The following is an 18,539-nucleotide window of genomic DNA, read 5'->3' as shown; positions in this document are numbered from 1 at the left end:
GACGAGTTTGAGCATATGGTTCATAACGCTGCTCAAAGGGGAGGTCAAGTGCCCGACTTGCTGGTAGGGCCCATGCTGCGTCACGTCGACGAGACGAGCGCGTCCATATGGGTCGAGACGAGCGAGCCCTGTGAGGTCACGGTCACGGTCGAGGGGGCGCACGCCGCCGACCGCACCTTCACGGTGCACGGCCATCACTACGCGATCGTCGACATCGAGGCGACCGGCGCCTACACCGTCGAGCTCGACGGGGAGCGCGTGTGGCCGGTCGAGGGCTTCCCCGACAGCCGGATCTGCCCGCTGGAGGAGCTCAACCGCGTGGTCTTCGGCTCCTGCCGCACCACCGTCCCCCACGACGACGCGCACGTGGCCACCCACGGCGTCGACGTGCTCCGCGAGTACGGCCGGCGCCTGCTGCAGGGGGAGGACCTCCCCAGCCTGGTGATCTTCCTCGGCGACCAGGTGTACGCCGACGAGCCGTCGCGGGAGATGCTCGCCTTCATCCACGCCCGCAGGCAGGACGGGCCGGACGAGATCGTCGACTTCGAGGAGTACGCCGAGCTGTACCGGCAGGCCTGGACCGACCCGGTCGTCCGCTGGGTGCTGTCCACCGTGCCGACCGCGATGATCTTCGACGACCACGACGTGCGCGACGACTGGAACACCTCCGTGGCCTGGCGGGAGAAGATGGCCGAGGTGCCGTGGTGGTCCACCCGCATCACCTCCGCGCTCGGCGCGTACTGGGTCTACCAGCACCTGGGCAACCTCTCGCCGTCCGAGCGCAAGGCCGACCCCATGTACGCCGAGCTGCACGGCAGCGAGGGCGACGGGGCCGCGGCGCTCGACGCGTTCGCGAAGAGAGCCGACGAGGACCCCTCCTCGACGCGCTGGAGCTACACGCGCGACATCGGCAGGACACGGCTGATCATGCTCGACACCCGATGCGCACGGGAGCTCGACCCCGGCCACCGCCGCATGCTCGACGACGAGGAGTGGTCCTGGTTCGCCGAGAACGCCACCGGCGACCTCGACCACCTGCTCATCGGATCCTCGGTCCCGGTCTTCCTCCCGAGCGGCATCTTCGACGTGGAGAGCTGGAACGAGGCCGTCGCGGGCGGCGCGTGGGGCCGCAGGGCGACCGCCTGGGGCGAGAAGATCCGCCAGGCGCTCGACCTCGAACACTGGGGCGCCTTCCGCCAGTCGTTCGAGGAGCTGGGCAGCGTACTCGTCGACGTCGCGGCGGGGCGCAAGGGACGGGCCCCCGCCACGATCGTCCTCCTCTCGGGCGACGTCCACTACTCGTACCTGGCGGCGGCGGGCCCGGCGTCCGCCGACCTCGAATCCGCCCGCATCTACCAGGCGGTCTGCTCCCCGATCCGCAACCCGCTGAGCCGCACGCTGCGCCTCGCCAACGTGATCGGGTCGTTCGGAGTGGCCAGCATCGTCGGCGGCATCCTCACCCGTACGGTAAGGCTGCCCCGCCGGCGCCTGCGGTGGAAGATCACCAATGGCCCGTGGTTCCCCAACGCGCTCGCGGCCCTCGACCTCGACGGCCGCTCGGCCGAGCTGCGCTGGCACACCGCCCGCCCCACCTTCGAGGAGCTGACCAAGGTGCGGCTCACGCCCTGAGGCGCGAGCCGCACCCCTGGCGTCAGAGCGCGTCGTCGTCGGTGACCACGAGCCGGGTGAAGCAGCGTGCTCCCTACTCGGCCGCCAGCTCCGACAGGACGGCGGCGAGCTGGTCCACGGCCCAGTTGAGGTCCTCCTCCGAGACCACCAGCGGAGGCGCGAAGCGGATCGTGGAACCGTGGGTGTCCTTGGCGAGGACCCCGCGCCGCATCAGCGCTTCGCAGACCTGCCGCCCGGTGCCGATCGAGGGATCGATGTCCACGCCCGCCCACAGGCCCCGCCCGCGTACGGCGACGACGCCGTGGCCGCCCTGGCCGGCCGGCCCGATCAGGCCGCGCAGCCTCTCGTGCAGGAGCGCGCCGAGCTCCCTGGCCCTGGCCTGGTACTCGCCGGTCCCGAGCATCTCGACGACCGCGCTGCCGACGGCGCAGGCCAGCGGGTTGCCGCCGAACGTCGAGCCGTGCTGCCCCGGCCTGATGACCCCGAGGACGTCGGTGTTCGCGACCACCGCGGACACCGGCACGACGCCTCCGCCGAGCGCCTTGCCCAGCACGTACATGTCGGGGACCACGCCGTCGTGGTCGCAGGCGAAGGTGTCACCGGTGCGGCCGAGACCCGACTGGATCTCGTCGGCGATGAACAGCACGTTGTTCTCGGTGCAGATCTCCCTGACCTGGCCCAGGTAGCCGGCCGGCGGCACCAGCACGCCCGCCTCGCCCTGGATGGGCTCGATCAGCACCGCGACGGTGTTCTCGTCGATCGCGTCGCGGATCGCCTCGGCGGAGCCGTACTTCACGATCGTGAAGCCCGGCGTCGCGGGGCCGAAGCCCTCACGGGCGTCCGGGTCGGTGGAGAAGCTCACGATCGTGGTGGTACGGCCGTGGAAGTTGTCCTCCATGACCACGATGTTCGCCTGGCCGGGGGCGACGCCCTTGACCTCGTAGCCCCACTTGCGGGCCACCTTGATCGCGGTCTCGACGGCCTCGGCGCCGGTGTTCATCGGCAGGACCAGGTCCTTGCCGCACAGGTCGGCCAGGCCCTGGCAGAAGTCCGCGAACTGGTCGTGGAAGAACGCCCGGCTGGTCAGCGTCACCCGCTGGAGCTGCTCCTGGGCCGCCTGGAGGATCTTGGGGTTGCCGTGGCCGAAGTTCAGCGAGGAGTAGCCGGCGAGGCAGTCGAGGTAGCGCCTGCCCTCGACGTCGGTGACCCACGCGCCACGCGCCTCCCGCACGACGACCGGCAGAGGGTGGTAGTTGTGCGCGCTGCGCCGCTCGCTGAGCTCGATGAGTTCCTGGCTTCTGCTCATGCGCGGATCTCCAGTGTGCAGCACTTCGGACCGCCGCCGGCCTTGCGGAGCTCGCTCAGGTCGACGGGGATGACGTTGAGGCCCCGGCGCTTCAGCTCCAGGGACAGTTCGCCCGCCTCGACGTTGACGACCACGTTGTGGCCGTCGCTGACGGCGTTGAGGCCGAGCACGGCGGCGTCGTCGGCGGAGGCGAGGAGGGCGTCGGGGAACATGCGCCGCAGCACCTCCTGGCTGCCCGGCGAGAACGCGCCCGGGAAGTACGCCACGTTGCGCCCGTCGATCGGGAACAGCGCGGTGTCGAGGTGGTAGTAGCGCGGGTCGACCAGCTGGAGGGTGACCACCGGGCGGCCGAGGAACTCCTGGGCCTCCTTGTGCGCGGTGATCGCCGTGCGGAAGCCGGTGCCGGCCAGGACCACGTCGTCCAGGGTGAGGAAGTCGCCCTCGCCCTCGTTGGTCTGCGACGGCTCCATGGCGGGGCCGTACCCGTTGGCGGTGAACCAGCTCAGGTAGGCGGGGCCCTCGGCGGCGCGCTCGGCGCTCGCGAACCTCGCGCCGTAGACCCGGCCGCCCACCACCAGGGCGCCGTTGGCGGCGAAGACCATGTCCGGCAGGCCGTCGATCGGGTCGATCAGGCTGACCGTGTGGCCCAGTTCCTCGTAGACGTCCTTGAGGCGCTCCCACTGGCGGACGGCGGTGGCGGCGTCCGCCCCCGCGCTCGGGTCCATCCAGGGGTTGATCGCGTACTCGACCGCAAAGTAGTCGGGACGACACATGAGGTAGTGCCGGCTGTGCGCCATCTATCACTCCGTCGGATAACGGCTGGTCAGGGATGGCTTCAGCCTAGGAACGGCGGCAGGTCCGGGCCAGGCTCGTACCTTGCGCGCTCCCGAGGATCGGTTGCGTTCTTAGCCACATACACGGTGATTTGTTGTGTATGTGCGGAATGTCGTTTAAGTGGTCTCGGTCCATGCGTCGTGGGGGTTACGACATGTTTCATCGGTGTGTCGGTGAATGTCATGGTGTCCCATCGGCCTCACACCTCGTGGGGTGCTCCGTTACGGGTGTGCGGGGGGTCGTCGATGAGGCGTGAGAGCACGATCGCGCTCTTGGTGCGCACGACGAACGGCTCGGACGCCACGCGCTCGATCACCTGCTCGACGTGCCGGACGTCCTTGGCGCGGATGTGCAGCAGGGCGTCCGCCTCGCCGGTGATCGTGCAGGCGGAGATCACCTCGGGGTGGCGGGCGACGGCCATGCCGATCTCGGCCGGGGAGGTCTTCCCCCGGCAGAACAGCTCCACGTACGCCTCGGTGGTCCAGCCGAGCGCGGAGGGCTCCACGCGGGCGGTGAAGCCGGTGATCGCTCCGGTGCTCAGCAGGCGATCGACCCGCCGCTTGACCGCTGGGGCCGAAAGCCCGATTTGATGCCCAATTTCGGCGTATGTCGAGCGAGCGTCCTCGACCAAGGCTCCGACAATCGCACGATCAAGCGCATCCAACTCCACGGTCACTGTATACAGCCGCTTCGCTCGCGGTACACAGTTCGGGGTCACTGCAAAGTTTAAGTGACACCAAGTTTGGTGTTACTGTGCTGGGTATGATTCATGCCAGAGGTCTCACCCGGACCTTCACCTCCAAGACCGCGACGGTCGACGCCGTCCGAGGAGTGGACCTCGACGTCTCTCCAGGCGAGATCGTCGGGTTCCTCGGCCCCAACGGCGCGGGAAAGACGACCACTCTCCGCGTCCTGACCACGCTGCTGCGCCCCACGTGCGGCACGGCCACGGTGGCGGGTCACGACCTGGTCGCCGAGCCCGCAAAGGTCAGGCGCCGCATCGGGTACGTCCCCCAGGGCGGCACGATCCACCCCGGCTCCCTGCTCGGCGAGGAGCTCACGCTCCAGGCCCGCCTGTACGGCCTGCGGCCCGCCGAGGCGCGCCGCCGGGTCACCGACCTGCTCGCCCGGCTCGACCTGCCCGGCGTCGAGGGACGCCCCGCCGGCTCGCTCTCTGGCGGGCAGCGGCGGCGCGTGGACATCGCGATGGGCCTGGTCCACGAGCCGGGGCTGCTGTTCCTCGACGAGCCGACCACCGGGCTCGACCCGCAGAGCAGGGCCAACCTGTGGGACCACATCAGGCGGCTGCGCGCCGAGAGCGGCCTGACGGTCTTCCTCTCCACGCACTACCTCGAAGAGGCGGACGCCCTGTGCGACCGAGTCCTGATCATCGACGCCGGGCGCATCGTCAGCGAGGGCACGCCCGAGGCCCTCAAGGCGGAGCTCGGCCCAGGGGCGACGCTCGACGACGTCTTCCTGGCCGTCACCGGCCGCGCACTTCGCGAGGAGGCACCCGCGTGAACACCTTCGTCCTGGCCCGCCACTACATACGCGAGACGATGCGCAACAAGGCCGGGCTCATCTTCGGCGCACTGCAGCCCGTGCTGTTCCTCGCCCTGTTCGGCCCCCTGTTCGCCCGCAGCGGCGTCGGGTCCTGGGAGGTGCTCGTGCCCGGCCTGCTGATCCAGCTCGGCCTGCTCAGCGCCGGGATGAGCGGGTTCGGCATCGTCTTCGACCAGCGCTTCGGCGTGCTCGAACGGCTGCGGGTCACCCCGGTGAGCCGGATGTCGCTGCTGCTCGGCCGCGTGCTCAAGGACGCCCTGGTGCTGATGATCCAGGCGACCGGGCTGGTGCTGCTCGGGTACGCCTTCGGGCTGCGCGCGCCCGTCCTCGGCGTGCTGCTCGGGCTGGTGCTCATGCTGCTGCTCGCGGTGAGCCTGTCGTCCCTGTCGTACGCGCTCGCGCTGACGCTGAACCAGGATCTCTTCGCGCCCATCATGAGCACGGTGCTCGTGCCGCTGCTCCTGCTGTCGGGGGCGCTGCTGCCGATGTCCCTGGCCCCCGGATGGCTGGACGTGCTCTCGCGCCTCACCCCGTTCCGCTACGTCGTCGAGGCGCTCCGTGCGTTCTTCGCGGGCGCCTACACCTCCACGGCCGCCCTGGTGGGTGTCGGCGTGACCCTGCTGTTCGTCCTCGCCGGCGTGGCGGCCGGCACGCGCCGCTTCCAGCGCGAGAACGCCTGACCCCGCACGCGTGGAAGGCCGGGGTGGACAGTCCACCCCGGCCTTCGAGTCGCGTACGGCGCCCGCGTGTGGCGTCTATGCCTTCTCGGCCTCGCCTGTGGCCTGCTCCATGGCGTCCTCGGGGGAGGCCTCCAGGTCGTCGCCGGCCTGGGCCAGCGCGGTCTCCTTGTCGAGGCCGACCCAGCTCTTGATGCTCTCGATGGCGAACAGCACGCCGAGGTACACCGACATCACGGCGACCACCCAGGTGAGCACGCCGAGGGCCGCGCCGGCGCCCAGGAGCAGCAGCCGGACCTCCCAGCCGAGCCCGGCCTGGAACACCCACGGGGCCGGCCAGATGCTCTGCCGCGTGCGGTACACCGTGTCGTAGGTGTGGTAGCCGACGACGTAGATGAGCACGAACAGCAGCCACTTGGGCGTGCCCGCGGCCAGGCCGAGGAAGATGATCGTGAGGAACTCGGTGCCCCTGATCAGCGGCGGCACCAGCCAGTCGAACCGGCCGAGATGGTCGCGCGGCGCGGTCGGCACCATCAGCGCCACCATCACCAGCACGGGAAGCAGCATGATCGGCCCATTGGCGGGCGCCGCGCCGTCGCCCAGCACGCCGGTGACGCCGATGGCGATCACGGCGAGCAGCGAGGCCAGCCCGGCGGGCACCGGAGGCAGCCCCGGGCCCATCTTGCCGCGCAGCAGCGCCACCAGGGGCCCGTCGTCGCGGTAGGCGAGCAGGCGGGCCGTCTGGATGCGGCGGCGCTCCTCGTCGGGATCGGGAACGGGGGCGGCTGCGGCCTGCGGATGGGTGATCATGCGAGCGACCTCATGAGACGTCCGGTGAGGGTGTAGGCGGCCGCGACGCCGCCCCAGATCACGAGCGTGAGGAACGTGACCCGGGGCTCGAAGACGGCCGCGGTGATCGCGATGGCGGCGAAGCGCTCGCCGATGGGGAAGACGATCATCTTGCGGGCCCAGTGCACGGCGCGGAACCGCCCGGCCTGGGTCCACAGCCTGAGCAGCCCGCGCACGCCGGTGCTGCGCGAGACGCGGCGCTTCTCCAGCGCGTCGCGCAGCGGCCGGTCGTCGGTGGCGGTGAGCGCCAGCGTCGGCAGGGGCACGGGCGGCTTGCGCCGGTTGGCCGCGCCGAAGGAGAAGTCGAGCAGGTGCCGTACCGACTGGACCGACAGCGCGACCAGCGCCAGGGTCCACACGTCGCCCTGCCCGGCGACGACGGAGCCGACGGCGAGGCCGGCGAACACGATGTATTCCTTGGCGCGGTCGAACGTGGCGTCCAGCCACGCGCCGAGCACGCCGAACTTGCGGGCGTACCTGGCCACCTGGCCGTCGACGCAGTCGAACACGAAGGCGAAGTAGATCAGCAGGCCGCCGGCCACCCAGCCCGGGCGCGTGCCCGTGGCGAAGGCCAGCGCCGAGAGCACCCCGAGCGCGATCGAGATCAGCGTGACCTGGTTGGGGGTGAGGCCCCGCCGCGCCGCCCACCGGGCGATGAAGCGGGAGTAGGTGCTCACGAAGTACGTGGTGAAGAAGCCGTCGGCGCCCTTGACGGCGTTGTTCAGGCGGGCGCGGTCCTCGTCGTACTCCGACATCGCGACCACGGCCGCGTCGGCCTCGGGCTGGGAGCCGACCCGGGCGAAGAACAGGTCTCTGCGGCCGCGGGTGCCGACCGAGACGCCCTTGCGGACGAGGCCGAGCACGATCAGCTGAACGAGGTCGTCCTCGGGGCCGAACAGGTGGGCCATGCCGGCGAGCTCGCGGGCCGTCTCGGCGAGGGTGGCCGCGTGGCGCTGGTGCAGGTAGAGCGGGCCGAGCGCCACGGCGTTCGGCCGGGTGACCTGGTGGTAGGCCGAGCCGGCGGAGATGACGCGCGAGCGGCCCGCGCGCAGCCGTACGGGCAGGCCTTCGAGGACGCGGTCGCCGAACTCGGGCTCGGCCTCCTCGATCGGGATCTCCGGCTGGATCGGCTCGCCGTTCTCGTCCTCCGGGCGCGGCTCCTTGACGATCAGCGCCAGCGCGCCCCGCTTGGACTTGGTGATCTGGTAGATCAGCTCGTCGTGGATCACGACCCCGGCGGGGACGAGGAAGAGGTTGTCCGTCGCCTGCTCCACGGCGTCGGCCAGCGCGCGCAGATCGCCCGCGAGGTCGCCGGACTCGATGACCTGGCCGGGGAACGCCCGGTAGTCGGCGGCGTCGCCCGGGCGGACCAGGGCGACCGGCTCGGGGTCCATCGAGGCGACCTGGGCGTGCAGCCGGGATAGGACGGTGGGTGCGCCGGGGAGCGACGTCAGCGCCAGGCGACCGGGCGGGACGTTCGTTTCGGGAGAACCGATCGGGCCGGGCGAGGCGCCCAGCAGGACCACGCGGGTCATGTCACCCTTTCAGGCAGCGTGCGGGGGGCGGAGGCGATTAACAGGGGGTGTCGCCAGGGAGCAAAGTTTAGTGACTGTTCTTCCAAAGGATGCCATCCATGGTTCACCCGAGATCGATTCGTCGCTTGCGCGAGTCACATCCTGTTTCGTGCGTCCCGGGTGCACCTTCCGATTCGCGGCTTCACCTGCGGGGCCGGTGTTCGGTTGCCGTCTGATTCGTCCCTCGGCGGCGCCACGTCCCTAGACTGGGCGGGTGAACCTCTACCGTGACGAGGGCGTCGTGCTGCGCACCCAGAAGCTGGGCGAGGCCGACCGCATCGTCACGATCCTGACCAAGCGCACCGGCAAGGTGCGGGGGGTCGCCAAGGGCGTCCGGCGCACCACCTCCAGGTTCGGCGCGCGCCTGGAGCCCTTCAGTCACGTCGACCTGCAGCTCCACACCGGGCGCTCGCTCGACGTGATCACGCAGGTCGAGACGCTCCGGCCGTACGGGGAGGCCCTGGTCTCCGACTACCCCCGCTACACCGCCGGCACCGCCATGCTGGAGACCGCCGACCGGCTCACGGTGGGGGAGAAGGAGCCCGCGCTCCGGCAGTTCCTGCTGCTGCTCGGCGGGCTCCGCACGCTCGTCGAGGGAGGCCACGAGGCCAGGCTCGTCCTCGACGCCTACTTCCTGCGGTCACTCGCGGTCGCGGGGTACGCGCCCGCCCTCGACTCCTGCGCCCGCTGCTCGACCCCCGCGATCAGGGCCTTCGCCATCGCCGCGGGCGGTGTGGTGTGCGGCGGGTGCCGCCCGCCGGGAGCCGCGGTGCCCGCCGCCGAGACCATCGGCCTCATGATCGCGCTCATCCGCGGCGACTGGGACTCCGCCGACGCCTCCGAGCAGCGGCACCGCACCGAGTGCAGCGGCCTGGTCGCGGCCTACCTGCAATGGCACCTCGAGCACGGAATACGCTCGCTACGACATGTCGAGCGCGTCTGAGCGCGCCCCGCCTCCCCACAGACCCGCACAGGAGAAGCAGACCGTGAACGTCCGCCCGCCCACCCCCCACCCCTCCGGGGCCGTCCCGCCCCCGATCCCGCGCGAGCTGGTCCCCCGGCACGTCGCGATCGTCATGGACGGCAACGGGCGCTGGGCCAAGGCGCGCGGGCTGGCGAGAACCGAAGGCCACAAGGCGGGCGAGGCCTCGCTGTTCGACGTGATCGAGGGGGCCATCGAGCTCGGCATCCCGAACCTCTCGGCCTATGCCTTCTCCACCGAGAACTGGCGGCGGTCCCCGGACGAGGTCCGCTTCCTGATGGGGTTCAACCGCGACGTGATCCGCCGCCGCCGCGACGAGCTGCACGCCATGGGCGTACGGGTGCGCTGGGCGGGGCGTCCCGGCCGGCTCTGGAAGAGCGTCATCAAGGAGCTCCAGGACGCCGAGGAGATGACCCGGGACAACCGCACGCTGACCCTGCAGTTCTGCGTGAACTACGGGGGCCGGGCCGAGATCGTCGACGCCGCCGTGCGCCTGGCGCAGGACATCGCCGCGGGCCGGGTCAGAGCCGACAAGGTCTCAGAGCGCACTTTCGCCCGCTATCTCGACGAGCCCGAGATCCCCGACGTCGACCTGTTCGTACGGTCCTCCGGCGAGCAGCGCACCTCCAACTTCCTTCTCTGGCAGTCGGCGTACGCCGAGATGGTCTTCCTCAACCAGCTCTGGCCCGACTTCGACCGCCGCGACCTCTGGCAGGCCTGCGAGGTCTACGCCAAGCGCGACCGCAGGTACGGCGGAGCCCTCCCCAACCAGGTCTGAGCCGTCCCGACCCCTCGTCACCGTACGGACCCGCGTGCTTCGAGCCGTTGGGACGGCCTGCGGGGTCTGAGCCGCCAGGACCGTCCGGTCGCGCTCAGGGGGAGCAGTCGCAGCACCCGCAGTCACAGTCGCAGCCGCTGCAGCAGTCACAGCCGCTGCAGCAGTCGCAGAACCGCAGGTAGCAGCGGTCGTCGCACGGACGGCCGTGCCTCTGGCTCCACCTCGGGCGCCACATGCCGCAGGTGAGCAGGGTCCCCACCCCGGCGGCGGACTTGCGGGCGAACCCGGGCCGCTCGTATGAGGCTGCCGGCGCCGAGTGGGCGAACGTCCGCTCCACCGCCCGCCGCACCTCGGTGCCGAGCAGCACCTCCACCAGGTGCCGGTCCTCCAGCTCCACCTCTCGCAGGGCGAGGTCCAGGCCGTGCGCGGCGTCGTCGCAGAGCCGCCGGGCCTCCTCGCGGGTGGCGCCGGTCGCGGTGAGCGGGTTGAACGCCCCGCGCCCGTCGTCGTCCGCCTGGTCCTCGACCGCGTCCAGCAGGTGGGCGACGCGCCCGAAGAACCGGCCCGCCTCGGCGAGCGGGGCCGCGTTGCCCGGCTTCCCCGACAGCGTGGCCGTGTGCGCGAACGCGGCGGCCACCGCGTCCTCCGTGGGACCGGTCAGCTCCATAAGCGCGGCTGTTCCCCCCGGGACGGGCGTGCCGCCGGTGCCGAGCAGGCGTTCCCGGCCGGTTCCGCCTTCGAGGTCGTGCCGGCGTTCCAGGTCGAGCTGGCGGTCGATCGTCGCGGTGAGCGCGGTGGCGTCGAATCCGACGGACGTGCCCATGCGGGTGCCCGCCGCCTCCCACCGGGCCGCCAGGCGCCTGCGGGCCGGGCCGGTGCCGCGGGCGGCGTCGCCGTCAGCCACGTGGTCGCGGAGCTTGCCGGCCGCGAGGACGAGCGAGACCGCGGCGGCCAGCCGTACCCCCTCAGCCCGGGCGTCGACCACGTCGGCCCGCCTGAACCCGCGCAGGGCGCACGGCCCGGCGGTCCGGTGCGGTGAGGCGGCCGTCCCCTGCGCCTCGGTGAGCACCGAGATGATCAGCCCGTCGTAGTTGGTGGCCACCCGGGCGCCCTGGCCCTGACCGTCCCGGAGGGCCAGGCAGAGCCCGCACAGGTGCGCCAGCCAGGCGCGGTGCAGCGCTGGGCAGGAGTGTTGCCCGCACGGGCGAATGATGCCGAACATCCGGCCTCGCATACTTCGGGGGAGATCCGTGGACCTGATCCGCTTCTGTCGGGCCAGAATCTATCGGTCCTGATCGCCCGGCGCCTCAGCCTCGCGGCGGACTTCGCGTCCGTCCCGGGAGTGGCCGCGAGCCTCCTCTCACGAGCGCTCGCGGCGGGCTACCCAGGCCTCGCGGCGGACGTCTCAGGTCTTGCGGGCGGCTTTCAGGCCTTGCGGCGGGCGCGGTAGGCGGCGACGTGCATGCGGTTGCCGCACGTGCGGCTGTCGCAGTAGACCCGTGAACGGTTGCGGGACTCGTCCACGAAGACCTTGTCGCAGTCGGGAGCCGAGCAGGTGCGCAGCCGCTCCCACTCGCCCTCGACCAGCAGGTGGGCCAGCGCCACGCCGCAGTCGGCGGCCAGATGCTCGGCCACCGACGCCTCGGGGGCGAAGTAGTGCACGTGCAGCGGGAAACCGTCGTGCTCGGTCAGCCGGGCGGTGATCCGGGTGCGGTCGAGCAGGACGTTCAGCCGGGTGACCGCCGTGGCCGGGTCGGGAGCGGTGAACACCTCGTGGAAGGTCGTGCGCAGGGTGCGCACCTGATCAAGGTCGGCCGCGTCGACCGCCTCGATGCCGCTCATCTCGTGGCGCTTGACGAACGCGTCGAGATCGGCGGTGCCGGTCAGGCCGTCAGGGCCGCCCGTCTCGGGCGCGGTGTTGATCAGGTCGGCCACGGCGGCCAGCGAGCACACCATGTCATGGCTGAATGGCATGGTCTCTCCCGTTGGACGTGGTGCGGGCGGTGGCACGGTCGCCGGGTGGCGCGGACGCCGCTCGCGCGGCTTCCCGTCCCGGAAGCGTATCCGGTCGGCGCGCCCGTACAAGATTGCTTCGGGGAGACAGGTGCGGGCGTACGGCGATCAGCCCGCCGAGGCGATGGCGGAACAGGACGGGCAGGTTCCGAAGACCTCGACGGTGTGCGTGATCGCCGTGAAGCCGTGCTCGGCCCCCACGCTCTCCGCCCAGCGCTCGACGGCGGGCCCCGCCACCTCGACCGTGCGGCCGCAGCGGCGGCAGACCAGGTGATGGTGGTGGGTGCCGGTGGCGCAGGCCCGGTAGACCGACTCGCCGTCGTCGGTGCGCAGCACGTCGATCTGGCCCGCGTCGGCGAGCGCCTGCAGAGCGCGGTAAACGGTGGTGAGCCCGATCTTGGCGCCGTCGGACCGCAGCTGAGCGTAGATGTCCTGCGCGCTCCGGAAACCCTCACTGTGGACGAGGATGTTCCGCACGGCGTCTCGGCGGTTCGTCATCGGCTGCGCTCCCGGGTACGGCATGACCGCTCGCTCATGTACTGGGCTCCTGTGTACGACCTCGTCGTACGAATCTACCCACACCCAGGGCCACGACGAAGCCGAGGAGCGCGAGGAGCACGATCGCCGCCCCCGGCGCGACGCTCGCGTAGAACGCGGACGTGAGCCCCCCGACCGTCGCCACCACGCCGAGCGCCATGGCCAGCGTCATGGTGGTGACGAAGCCACGCGTGACCTGCTGGCTGGTGGCGACGGGCACCACCATCAGGGCGCTGACCAGCAGCAACCCCACCACGCGCATCGCGATCACCACGGTGAGCGCGGCCGTCACCGCGATGAGCAGGCTCAGGAAGCGCACCGGCAGCCCGTTGACCCTGGCGACCTCCTCGTCCTGGCAGAGCACGAACAGCTCGCGCCCGAAGATCACCACCACGCCCAGCACGAAGGCCGCGAGCACCGCGATGACCCATACGTCCTGGGCCGTGACGCTGCTGATCGAGCCGAAGAGGTAGGACGTCAGCGTGGAGTTGCTGCCGCCGGGGGCGAGCCCGATGAGCAGCACGCCGCCCGCGATGCCCCCGTAGAACAGCAGCGCGAGCGCGACGTCCCCGGTGGTGCGGCCGCGTGCCCGCACCAGCTCGATGGCCACCGCCCCGAGCACCGCCACCGCGACGGCGGTGAGCACGGGCGCGGTGCCGGTGAGGAAGCCGAGCGCCACGCCGGTCAGCGCCACGTGGCCGATGCCGTCGCCGAGCAGGGCGAGCCGCCGCTGCACGATGAACGTGCCCACGGCCGGGGCGGCCAGCCCCACGAGCAGCGCGGCGATCAGCGCACGCCACATGAAGTCGTACTCGAACATCTCGATCACTGCGCCGCCCCCGGCATCATCGGCCCGCCCGAGACGTCGTAGGCGTGCGGACGGGCCTGTTCGCGGCCCGGGTGCGGGTGGCAGCCCGTCCCGTCCGCGCCGTCGTGGACGGGGCCGTCGTGACGGTGGCCGGGCTCGGCGGGAGGCGCGCCGTCGTGCAGGACGCGGCCGTCGCGCAGGACCACCGACCGGGTGATCAGCGGTGCCATCGGCCCCAGCTCGTGGGCCACCAGCAGCACGGTCTTCCCCTGCTCGACCAGCGTCGCGAGCGTGGCGGCCAGGTGCCGCTGGCTCTCGGCGTCCACACCGGCCGTCGGCTCGTCCATGACGAACGTGTCGGGCTCGCCGGCCAGCGCCCGGGCGATGAGCACCCGCTGCTGCTGGCCCCCGGAGAGCCACCCCACGGGGTCGCCGGCCCGTCCGGTGAGGCCCACGGCGTCGAGCGCCCCTGCGACGGCCGCGCGGTCACCGGCGCTCGTACGGCGCAGCCGGCGCTGCCTGGCCACCCGGCCGGAGGCCACCACCTCACGCACGGTGGCGGGCACCCCTCCGCCGACCGACAGGCGCTGCGGCACGTAGCCGATGCGCCACCAGTCGCGGAACCGGCCGGGCGAGACGCCGTACAGCTCGGCGGAGCCCGCCGACAGCGGCGTCAGGCCGAGAAGGGCCCGGATGAGCGTGGACTTGCCCGAGCCGTTGGCGCCGAGGACGGCGACCACCTCGCCGGCCTCGATGCGCAGGTCGATGCCGCGCAGCACGGGCCGCCCGTCGAGGTTGACATGGCCGGCCGTCATTGCGAACGCGACGGGCGTGACTCCCTGTGACTGCTGCGGGGCCACACCGGTCGCCTGTGCTGATCGCGTCATGAACATCCAAGTGCGGTACGGAGAGCGGAGAGGTTCGCGCGTGCGGCTGACAGGTAGTCCCCTGCCGGGGGACGGCTCTCGATCGGGTTGAGAACCGCCGTCTTGGCGCCGACCTCCTTGGCGAGGACTTCGGCGACCTTGGGGCTGACGAGTTCCTCGGTGAAAATGGTAGTCACTCGCTCCTGCCTGGCGACCCCGGCCACCTCGGCCAGGCGCGCGGGGGAGGGTTCGGCGTCCGGGTCGACGCCGCTGATGCCGACCTGCTTGAGCTTGTAGCGGTCGGCCAGGTAGCCGAACGCGGCGTGGCCGGTGACGATCGTGCGGCTTCCGCACGTGGTCAGACCCTGCTGGAACTCCTTGTCCAGGGCGCCGAGCTCCCCGGCCGCCGACCCCGCCCGGCCGGTGTACGCGGCGGCGTGCGCGGCGTCGGCCCGGCCCAGCCTCTTGCCCAGCTCGGTGACCGTGGTGGCGAGCCTGCTCGGGTCGAGCCACACATGCGGGTCGTAGCCGAGCCGCTCGTGGGCGTCCGCGCCCTCCTGGAACCGCTCCTCGGCGGCGGCCGGCAGCGTGGTGACCGTGGAGGCGGCGTCGAAGGCCCTGTCCCCGGCGTGCTCCCTGACGGCGTCGTCGAGGGCCGGCTGGACGCCCTTGATGTACACGACCAGGTCGGCCCGCTCGATCTCGGCGATCTGGCGCGGGGTGAGCTCCAGGTCGTGCGGCTCGACGCCGGGCTGGGTCAGGCCGGTCACCGTGATGTCCGGTCCGCCCACGCGGGTGGAGATCCACTCAAGGGGATAGAAGGCGGCCAGGACCTTCGGCTTGCCCGTGCCCCGCTCGTCCGCCGAGGCGCTGGTGCCCGCGGAGCAGGCGGTCGCGGTGAGCAGCGCGCCCGCGCCGAGCAGGACGGCGACGGCGCTCGGGCGCGGATTTCTGGACGGCTTGCGCCGGTTGTATCCGGACGAAAAGGGCATCACGCCCCTGAGTATGCTTCAGAATGAAAACCGTTGTCAAAATCGCCCGGCGGGTCGTATCTCAGAACAGCCCGAAACGGTTGGCCGCGACGGCGATCAGAAACGTGGCGACCGCGACGCGCAAGATCCTCGCCCCCGTGCCGAGCGACGGCCAGGACATGTACGCCAGCCAGCCCACGAAGCCGAGCACCGGCAGGACCGCGACGCCGCCCCGCCAGTCGGGCACGGCGAAGCCCACCAGCAACAGGATCACCAGGACGACCGGGGTCAGCCAGCGCGGCAGCCCGTACAGGAAGACCAGCGGGGCCGCGCTCTTGTGCTCCACCGCGCGGCGCAGCCCCGTCGCCCCCGGCGTGAGGAAGTGCTCGCCGCGGGGAAGGGGCCGCGACGCCGTGCGCCCGGCGCCCGTACGGCCGGTGGGCCTCCCGCGCTGCGCCAGCGGATGGTCGGGCACGCCGCGCTTCGGCGAGGAAGGCGAGGAGGACGAGGAGGACGAGGAGTCGCTGGGATCGTGCTTGTCGGCCACGCTTCGAGCCTAACGTCGGAGGGCTACGTCACGGCACCCTATGCGTACTGGCATGCTGAACGGCATGCTTGCCCTCATCAGGTACTCCGTCCCAGGCGCGCGGGCCGACGAGTTCGTCGGCAGGGCCACGTCGATCCTCGACACGCTGGCCGCCCAGACCGGGTATCTCCGCGGGCACGTCGGCAGATCGGTCGACGAGCCCGACCTGTGGGCCGTCGTCAGCGAGTGGGAGGGCGCCGGGTTCTACCGTCGCGCCTTGTCAGCCGCGCGTATGGAGATGTATCCGCTCATGACATTGATGATCAATGAGCCAAGCGCCTTCGAGGTTCTGGTCAGCAAACCTTGAACCGCGCGGCCGGCGGCGGAAGCGGCCGGACGCTCGGCGCCGATTGTGGGCGGGTCGCGTCACCGCTTCCCCTAAGCTGGGGGGTGATCGGGCAGGTGACGCGCCCTCTGATCGATAAACCCAACCCCGACCGCCAGCCGGATGGAGATTCTTGATGGCCCGCCGTACCGACATCATGGACACGATCGTCAGCCTCGCCAAGCGACGCGGGCTCGTTTACCCGTCGAGCGAGATCTACGGAGGTCTGCGCGCGTCCTGGGACTACGGTCCGCTCGGCGTCGAGCTCAAGAACAACGTCAAGCGCGAGTGGTGGAAGTCCATGGTCCAGGGCCGCGACGACGTCGTCGGCCTCGACTCCTCGGTGATCCTCGCCCGCGAGGTGTGGGAGGCCAGCGGCCACGTCAGGGAGTTCGTCGACCCGCTGACCGAGTGCCAGTCCTGCCACAAGCGCTACCGCGCCGACCACCTCGAGGAGGCCTACGCCGAGAAGCACGGCGGCAAGGCCCCCGAGAACGGCCTGGCCGACCTGACCTGCCCGAGCTGCGGCACCAAGGGCGCCTTCACCGCGCCCCGCATGTTCAACGGCCTGCTCAAGACCTACCTCGGCGCCGTCGAGGACGAGTCCGGCCTGGCCTACCTCCGGCCCGAGACCGCGCAGGGCATCTTCATCAACTACCTCAACGTCCAGCAGTCGTCCCGCAAGAAGATCCCGTTCGGCATCGGCCAGATCGGCAAGTCGTTCCGCAACGAGATCACCCCGGGCAACTTCATCTTCCGCACCCGCGAGTTCGAGCAGATGGAGATGGAGTTCTTCGTCAAGCCCGGCAGCGACGAGGAGTGGCACCAGTACTGGATCGACGAGCGCTTCCAGTGGTACGTCGACCTCGGCATCAACCGCGACAACCTCCGGCTGTACGAGCACCCGAAGGACAAGCTGTCGCACTACTCCAAGCGCACCGTCGACGTGGAGTACCGCTTCAACTTCACCGGCTCCGAGTGGGGTGAGCTGGAGGGCGTGGCCAACCGCACCGACTTCGACCTCACCACGCACGCGGCGGCCTCGGGCACCGACCTGTCGTTCTTCGAGCAGGACTCCGGCGAGCGCTACGTCCCGTACGTCATCGAGCCGGCCGCCGGCGTCGACCGCTGCACGCTGACCTTCATGATGGACGCCTACACCGTCGACGAGGCGCCCAACGCCAAGGGCGTCATGGAGCAGCGCACGGTCATGCGGCTCGACCACCGGCTCGCGCCGGTGAAGGCCGCGGTGCTGCCCCTGTCGCGCAACTCCGACCTGTCGCCCAAGGCCCGCGACCTCGCCGCCCAGCTCCGCCGCCGCTGGAACGTCGAGTTCGACGACGCGGGAGCGATCGGCCGCCGCTACCGCCGCCAGGACGAGATCGGCACGCCGTTCTGCATCACGGTCGACTTCGACACCCTCGAAGACCACGCCGTGACGATCCGCGAGCGCGACTCCATGGCGCAGAAGCGCATCGCCCTCGACCAGGTCGACTCCTACCTGCGCCAGCACCTCAACGACTGAGTCACGCGCAGGGCGGCGCCCGGTCCCGCGAGGGGCCGGGCGCCTTCGGCGTTTCGGCGAACGATGTGCACGCCGTGGCAACCGCCGGGCCACGGGATGGTCACCGCGCGGGTCGAGGATGGTCGCTCTCCATCCTTCGAACGTGGGGAGTTTCACGTGAGCGGTACTGGCCACACCGGATACGACTGGTTCTCGCGGAGCGACACGGGGTACTGCTTCACCTTCGTGCGAGATCTCACGCCGGAGGAGGCCCTGCGGCGCATCGGCGTCGAGCTGCTCACCGACGAGGACGACGAGGAGGACCTCCTCGAAGGCCTGCTGCTGGCGCAGCCCTCCGAGGGCGGCACGCTGCTGATCGAGGAGAACGGCTACGCCGCCACCATGGACCAGTTCCTGCGCCCCCTCTCGGCCGGCACGGTGGTCGCGAGCGTGTTCCGCAACGTGAACTTCGACCAGACCTTCGTCTTCTACGAGGAGGGCGAGGAGATCCTCAGCTTTGACCCGCAGTTCCCCGGCGACTCCCGCTCGGGCAGCGAGCCCGACCGCTACCTCGCCGAGATGCGCGGGCTCGGCCTGCTCGGCGGCGACGGCGAGGACGGCCCGAAGGCGGACGTCACCACGGCGCTCGTCCTCGCCGAGAGCCTCACCGGCGTGCGGGGCGCCGGGGACCCGCACACGGGCACGGGAGTCAGGGGCATCCTCCCCGACTACTGAGG

20 protein-coding genes are annotated in these 18,539 nt (G+C 71.2%); 8 read left to right on the top strand and 12 right to left on the bottom strand.

The window, feature by feature from the left end; genetic code table 11:
- The first annotated feature begins 48 nt into the window (after positions 1 to 48).
- A complete protein-coding gene (locus tag OG589_RS25005; RefSeq protein WP_405140063.1) occupies positions 49 to 1,629 on the top strand; it encodes an alkaline phosphatase D family protein in 1,581 nt (526 codons plus the stop codon).
- Positions 1,630 to 1,702: 73 nt separating this feature from the next.
- Here the strand turns inward: OG589_RS25005 and rocD are convergent, their stop codons facing one another.
- The 3 genes from rocD to OG589_RS24990 all read right to left on the bottom strand — a co-directional run bounded on the left by rocD (position 1,703) and on the right by OG589_RS24990 (position 4,439).
- Positions 1,703 to 2,935, bottom strand: coding sequence for an ornithine--oxo-acid transaminase (gene rocD / locus OG589_RS25000; protein WP_405140061.1), 1,233 nt, complete (start codon positions 2,933 to 2,935; stop codon positions 1,703 to 1,705).
- Entirely contained in the window at positions 2,932 to 3,732 is an 801-nt protein-coding gene (gene ddaH / locus OG589_RS24995; protein WP_405140059.1) for a dimethylargininase, read from the bottom strand. The genes rocD and ddaH overlap by 4 nt, the downstream gene beginning before the upstream one ends.
- Before the next feature lie 236 nt (positions 3,733 to 3,968).
- A complete protein-coding gene (locus OG589_RS24990; RefSeq protein WP_405140057.1) occupies positions 3,969 to 4,439 on the bottom strand; it encodes an Lrp/AsnC family transcriptional regulator in 471 nt (156 codons plus the stop codon).
- Between the two features lie 92 nt (positions 4,440 to 4,531).
- Between OG589_RS24990 and OG589_RS24985 the strand changes: the two genes are divergently transcribed.
- Positions 4,532 to 5,290, top strand: a complete 759-nt coding sequence (locus OG589_RS24985; protein ID WP_405140055.1) for an ABC transporter ATP-binding protein — start codon at positions 4,532 to 4,534, stop codon at positions 5,288 to 5,290.
- A complete protein-coding gene (locus OG589_RS24980) occupies positions 5,287 to 6,012 on the top strand; it encodes an ABC transporter permease (protein ID WP_405140053.1) in 726 nt (241 codons plus the stop codon). Before OG589_RS24985 ends, OG589_RS24980 begins: the two co-directional genes overlap by 4 nt.
- 75 nt (positions 6,013 to 6,087) lie before the next feature.
- Here the strand turns inward: OG589_RS24980 and OG589_RS24975 are convergent, their stop codons facing one another.
- The gene (locus OG589_RS24975) at positions 6,088 to 6,819 is read right to left on the bottom strand and encodes a DUF5941 domain-containing protein (protein WP_405140051.1); all 732 of its coding nucleotides are present in this window, start codon (positions 6,817 to 6,819) and stop codon (positions 6,088 to 6,090) included.
- On the bottom strand, positions 6,816 to 8,393 hold the full coding sequence (locus tag OG589_RS24970) for a CDP-alcohol phosphatidyltransferase family protein (protein WP_405140049.1): 1,578 nt from the start codon (positions 8,391 to 8,393) through the stop codon (positions 6,816 to 6,818). The genes OG589_RS24975 and OG589_RS24970 overlap by 4 nt, the downstream gene beginning before the upstream one ends.
- Positions 8,394 to 8,646: 253 nt before the next feature.
- Here OG589_RS24970 and recO point away from each other — a divergent pair, with 253 nt between their 5' ends.
- Together recO and OG589_RS24960 are read left to right on the top strand one after the other, a co-directional pair.
- Positions 8,647 to 9,375, top strand: coding sequence for a DNA repair protein RecO (gene recO / locus OG589_RS24965; protein WP_405140047.1), 729 nt, complete (start codon positions 8,647 to 8,649; stop codon positions 9,373 to 9,375).
- A 43-nt stretch (positions 9,376 to 9,418) separates the two neighbouring features.
- Positions 9,419 to 10,192, top strand: coding sequence for an isoprenyl transferase (locus tag OG589_RS24960; protein WP_405140045.1), 774 nt, complete (start codon positions 9,419 to 9,421; stop codon positions 10,190 to 10,192).
- A 94-nt stretch (positions 10,193 to 10,286) separates the two neighbouring features.
- Here OG589_RS24960 and OG589_RS24955 read toward each other — a convergent pair whose 3' ends face one another.
- The 7 genes from OG589_RS24955 to OG589_RS24925 all read right to left on the bottom strand — a co-directional run bounded on the left by OG589_RS24955 (position 10,287) and on the right by OG589_RS24925 (position 15,934).
- Positions 10,287 to 11,414, bottom strand: coding sequence for a DUF5685 family protein (locus tag OG589_RS24955; protein ID WP_405140043.1), 1,128 nt, complete (start codon positions 11,412 to 11,414; stop codon positions 10,287 to 10,289).
- A gap of 203 nt (positions 11,415 to 11,617) precedes the next feature.
- Positions 11,618 to 12,166, bottom strand: a complete 549-nt coding sequence (locus OG589_RS24950; protein ID WP_405140041.1) for a CGNR zinc finger domain-containing protein — start codon at positions 12,164 to 12,166, stop codon at positions 11,618 to 11,620.
- A gap of 147 nt (positions 12,167 to 12,313) precedes the next feature.
- Positions 12,314 to 12,703 carry a Fur family transcriptional regulator gene (locus OG589_RS24945; protein WP_405140039.1) on the bottom strand — a complete coding sequence of 130 codons (390 nt, stop codon included), beginning with the start codon at positions 12,701 to 12,703 and terminating at the stop codon, positions 12,314 to 12,316.
- A gap of 34 nt (positions 12,704 to 12,737) precedes the next feature.
- Positions 12,738 to 13,571, bottom strand: coding sequence for a metal ABC transporter permease (locus OG589_RS24940; protein WP_405140037.1), 834 nt, complete (start codon positions 13,569 to 13,571; stop codon positions 12,738 to 12,740).
- On the bottom strand, positions 13,568 to 14,437 hold the full coding sequence (locus tag OG589_RS24935) for a metal ABC transporter ATP-binding protein (protein WP_405140035.1): 870 nt from the start codon (positions 14,435 to 14,437) through the stop codon (positions 13,568 to 13,570). The genes OG589_RS24940 and OG589_RS24935 overlap by 4 nt, the downstream gene beginning before the upstream one ends.
- On the bottom strand, positions 14,434 to 15,408 hold the full coding sequence (locus tag OG589_RS24930) for a metal ABC transporter substrate-binding protein (protein ID WP_405152118.1): 975 nt from the start codon (positions 15,406 to 15,408) through the stop codon (positions 14,434 to 14,436). Before OG589_RS24930 ends, OG589_RS24935 begins: the two co-directional genes overlap by 4 nt.
- 61 nt (positions 15,409 to 15,469) lie before the next feature.
- Positions 15,470 to 15,934 (bottom strand): DUF6703 family protein, encoded by a 465-nt coding sequence (locus OG589_RS24925; protein ID WP_405140033.1) that lies wholly within the window; start codon positions 15,932 to 15,934, stop codon positions 15,470 to 15,472.
- A gap of 64 nt (positions 15,935 to 15,998) precedes the next feature.
- On the opposite strand from OG589_RS24925, the gene OG589_RS24920 reads away from it, so the two are divergent.
- The 3 genes from OG589_RS24920 (at position 15,999) to OG589_RS24910 (ending at position 18,537) form a co-directional block, all read left to right on the top strand.
- Positions 15,999 to 16,280, top strand: a complete 282-nt coding sequence (locus OG589_RS24920; protein ID WP_405140031.1) for an antibiotic biosynthesis monooxygenase family protein — start codon at positions 15,999 to 16,001, stop codon at positions 16,278 to 16,280.
- A gap of 154 nt (positions 16,281 to 16,434) precedes the next feature.
- Positions 16,435 to 17,823 (top strand): glycine--tRNA ligase, encoded by a 1,389-nt coding sequence (locus tag OG589_RS24915; RefSeq protein ID WP_405140029.1) that lies wholly within the window; start codon positions 16,435 to 16,437, stop codon positions 17,821 to 17,823.
- Between the two features lie 156 nt (positions 17,824 to 17,979).
- Entirely contained in the window at positions 17,980 to 18,537 is a 558-nt protein-coding gene (locus OG589_RS24910; RefSeq protein WP_405140027.1) for a DUF6461 domain-containing protein, read from the top strand.
- Positions 18,538 to 18,539 lie beyond the last annotated feature (2 nt).

Origin of the sequence: Sphaerisporangium sp. NBC_01403, from assembly GCF_045040145.1 — a bacterium.
GTDB classification, from domain to species: domain Bacteria; phylum Actinomycetota; class Actinomycetes; order Streptosporangiales; family Streptosporangiaceae; genus Sphaerisporangium; species Sphaerisporangium viridialbum.
This window is presented reverse-complemented; position numbering and strand designations above follow the sequence as displayed.

What these genes read in the sequence shown, in the direction of transcription:
- ddaH (WP_405140059.1), bottom strand. Translation starts at nt 3,732, where the DNA reads ATGGCGCACAGCCGGCACTACCTCATGTGTCGTCCCGACTACTTTGCG.
- OG589_RS24935 (WP_405140035.1), bottom strand. Translation starts at nt 14,437, where the DNA reads ATGACGCGATCAGCACAGGCGACCGGTGTGGCCCCGCAGCAGTCACAG.
- OG589_RS24945 (WP_405140039.1), bottom strand. Translation starts at nt 12,703, where the DNA reads ATGACGAACCGCCGAGACGCCGTGCGGAACATCCTCGTCCACAGTGAG.
- OG589_RS24930 (WP_405152118.1), bottom strand. Translation starts at nt 15,408, where the DNA reads ATGCCCTTTTCGTCCGGATACAACCGGCGCAAGCCGTCCAGAAATCCG.
- OG589_RS24950 (WP_405140041.1), bottom strand. Translation starts at nt 12,166, where the DNA reads ATGCCATTCAGCCATGACATGGTGTGCTCGCTGGCCGCCGTGGCCGAC.
- OG589_RS24920 (WP_405140031.1), top strand. Translation starts at nt 15,999, where the DNA reads ATGCTTGCCCTCATCAGGTACTCCGTCCCAGGCGCGCGGGCCGACGAG.
- OG589_RS24985 (WP_405140055.1), top strand. Translation starts at nt 4,532, where the DNA reads ATGATTCATGCCAGAGGTCTCACCCGGACCTTCACCTCCAAGACCGCG.
- OG589_RS24955 (WP_405140043.1), bottom strand. Translation starts at nt 11,414, where the DNA reads ATGTTCGGCATCATTCGCCCGTGCGGGCAACACTCCTGCCCAGCGCTG.
- OG589_RS24915 (WP_405140029.1), top strand. Translation starts at nt 16,435, where the DNA reads ATGGCCCGCCGTACCGACATCATGGACACGATCGTCAGCCTCGCCAAG.
- rocD (WP_405140061.1), bottom strand. Translation starts at nt 2,935, where the DNA reads ATGAGCAGAAGCCAGGAACTCATCGAGCTCAGCGAGCGGCGCAGCGCG.
- OG589_RS24975 (WP_405140051.1), bottom strand. Translation starts at nt 6,819, where the DNA reads ATGATCACCCATCCGCAGGCCGCAGCCGCCCCCGTTCCCGATCCCGAC.
- OG589_RS24970 (WP_405140049.1), bottom strand. Translation starts at nt 8,393, where the DNA reads ATGACCCGCGTGGTCCTGCTGGGCGCCTCGCCCGGCCCGATCGGTTCT.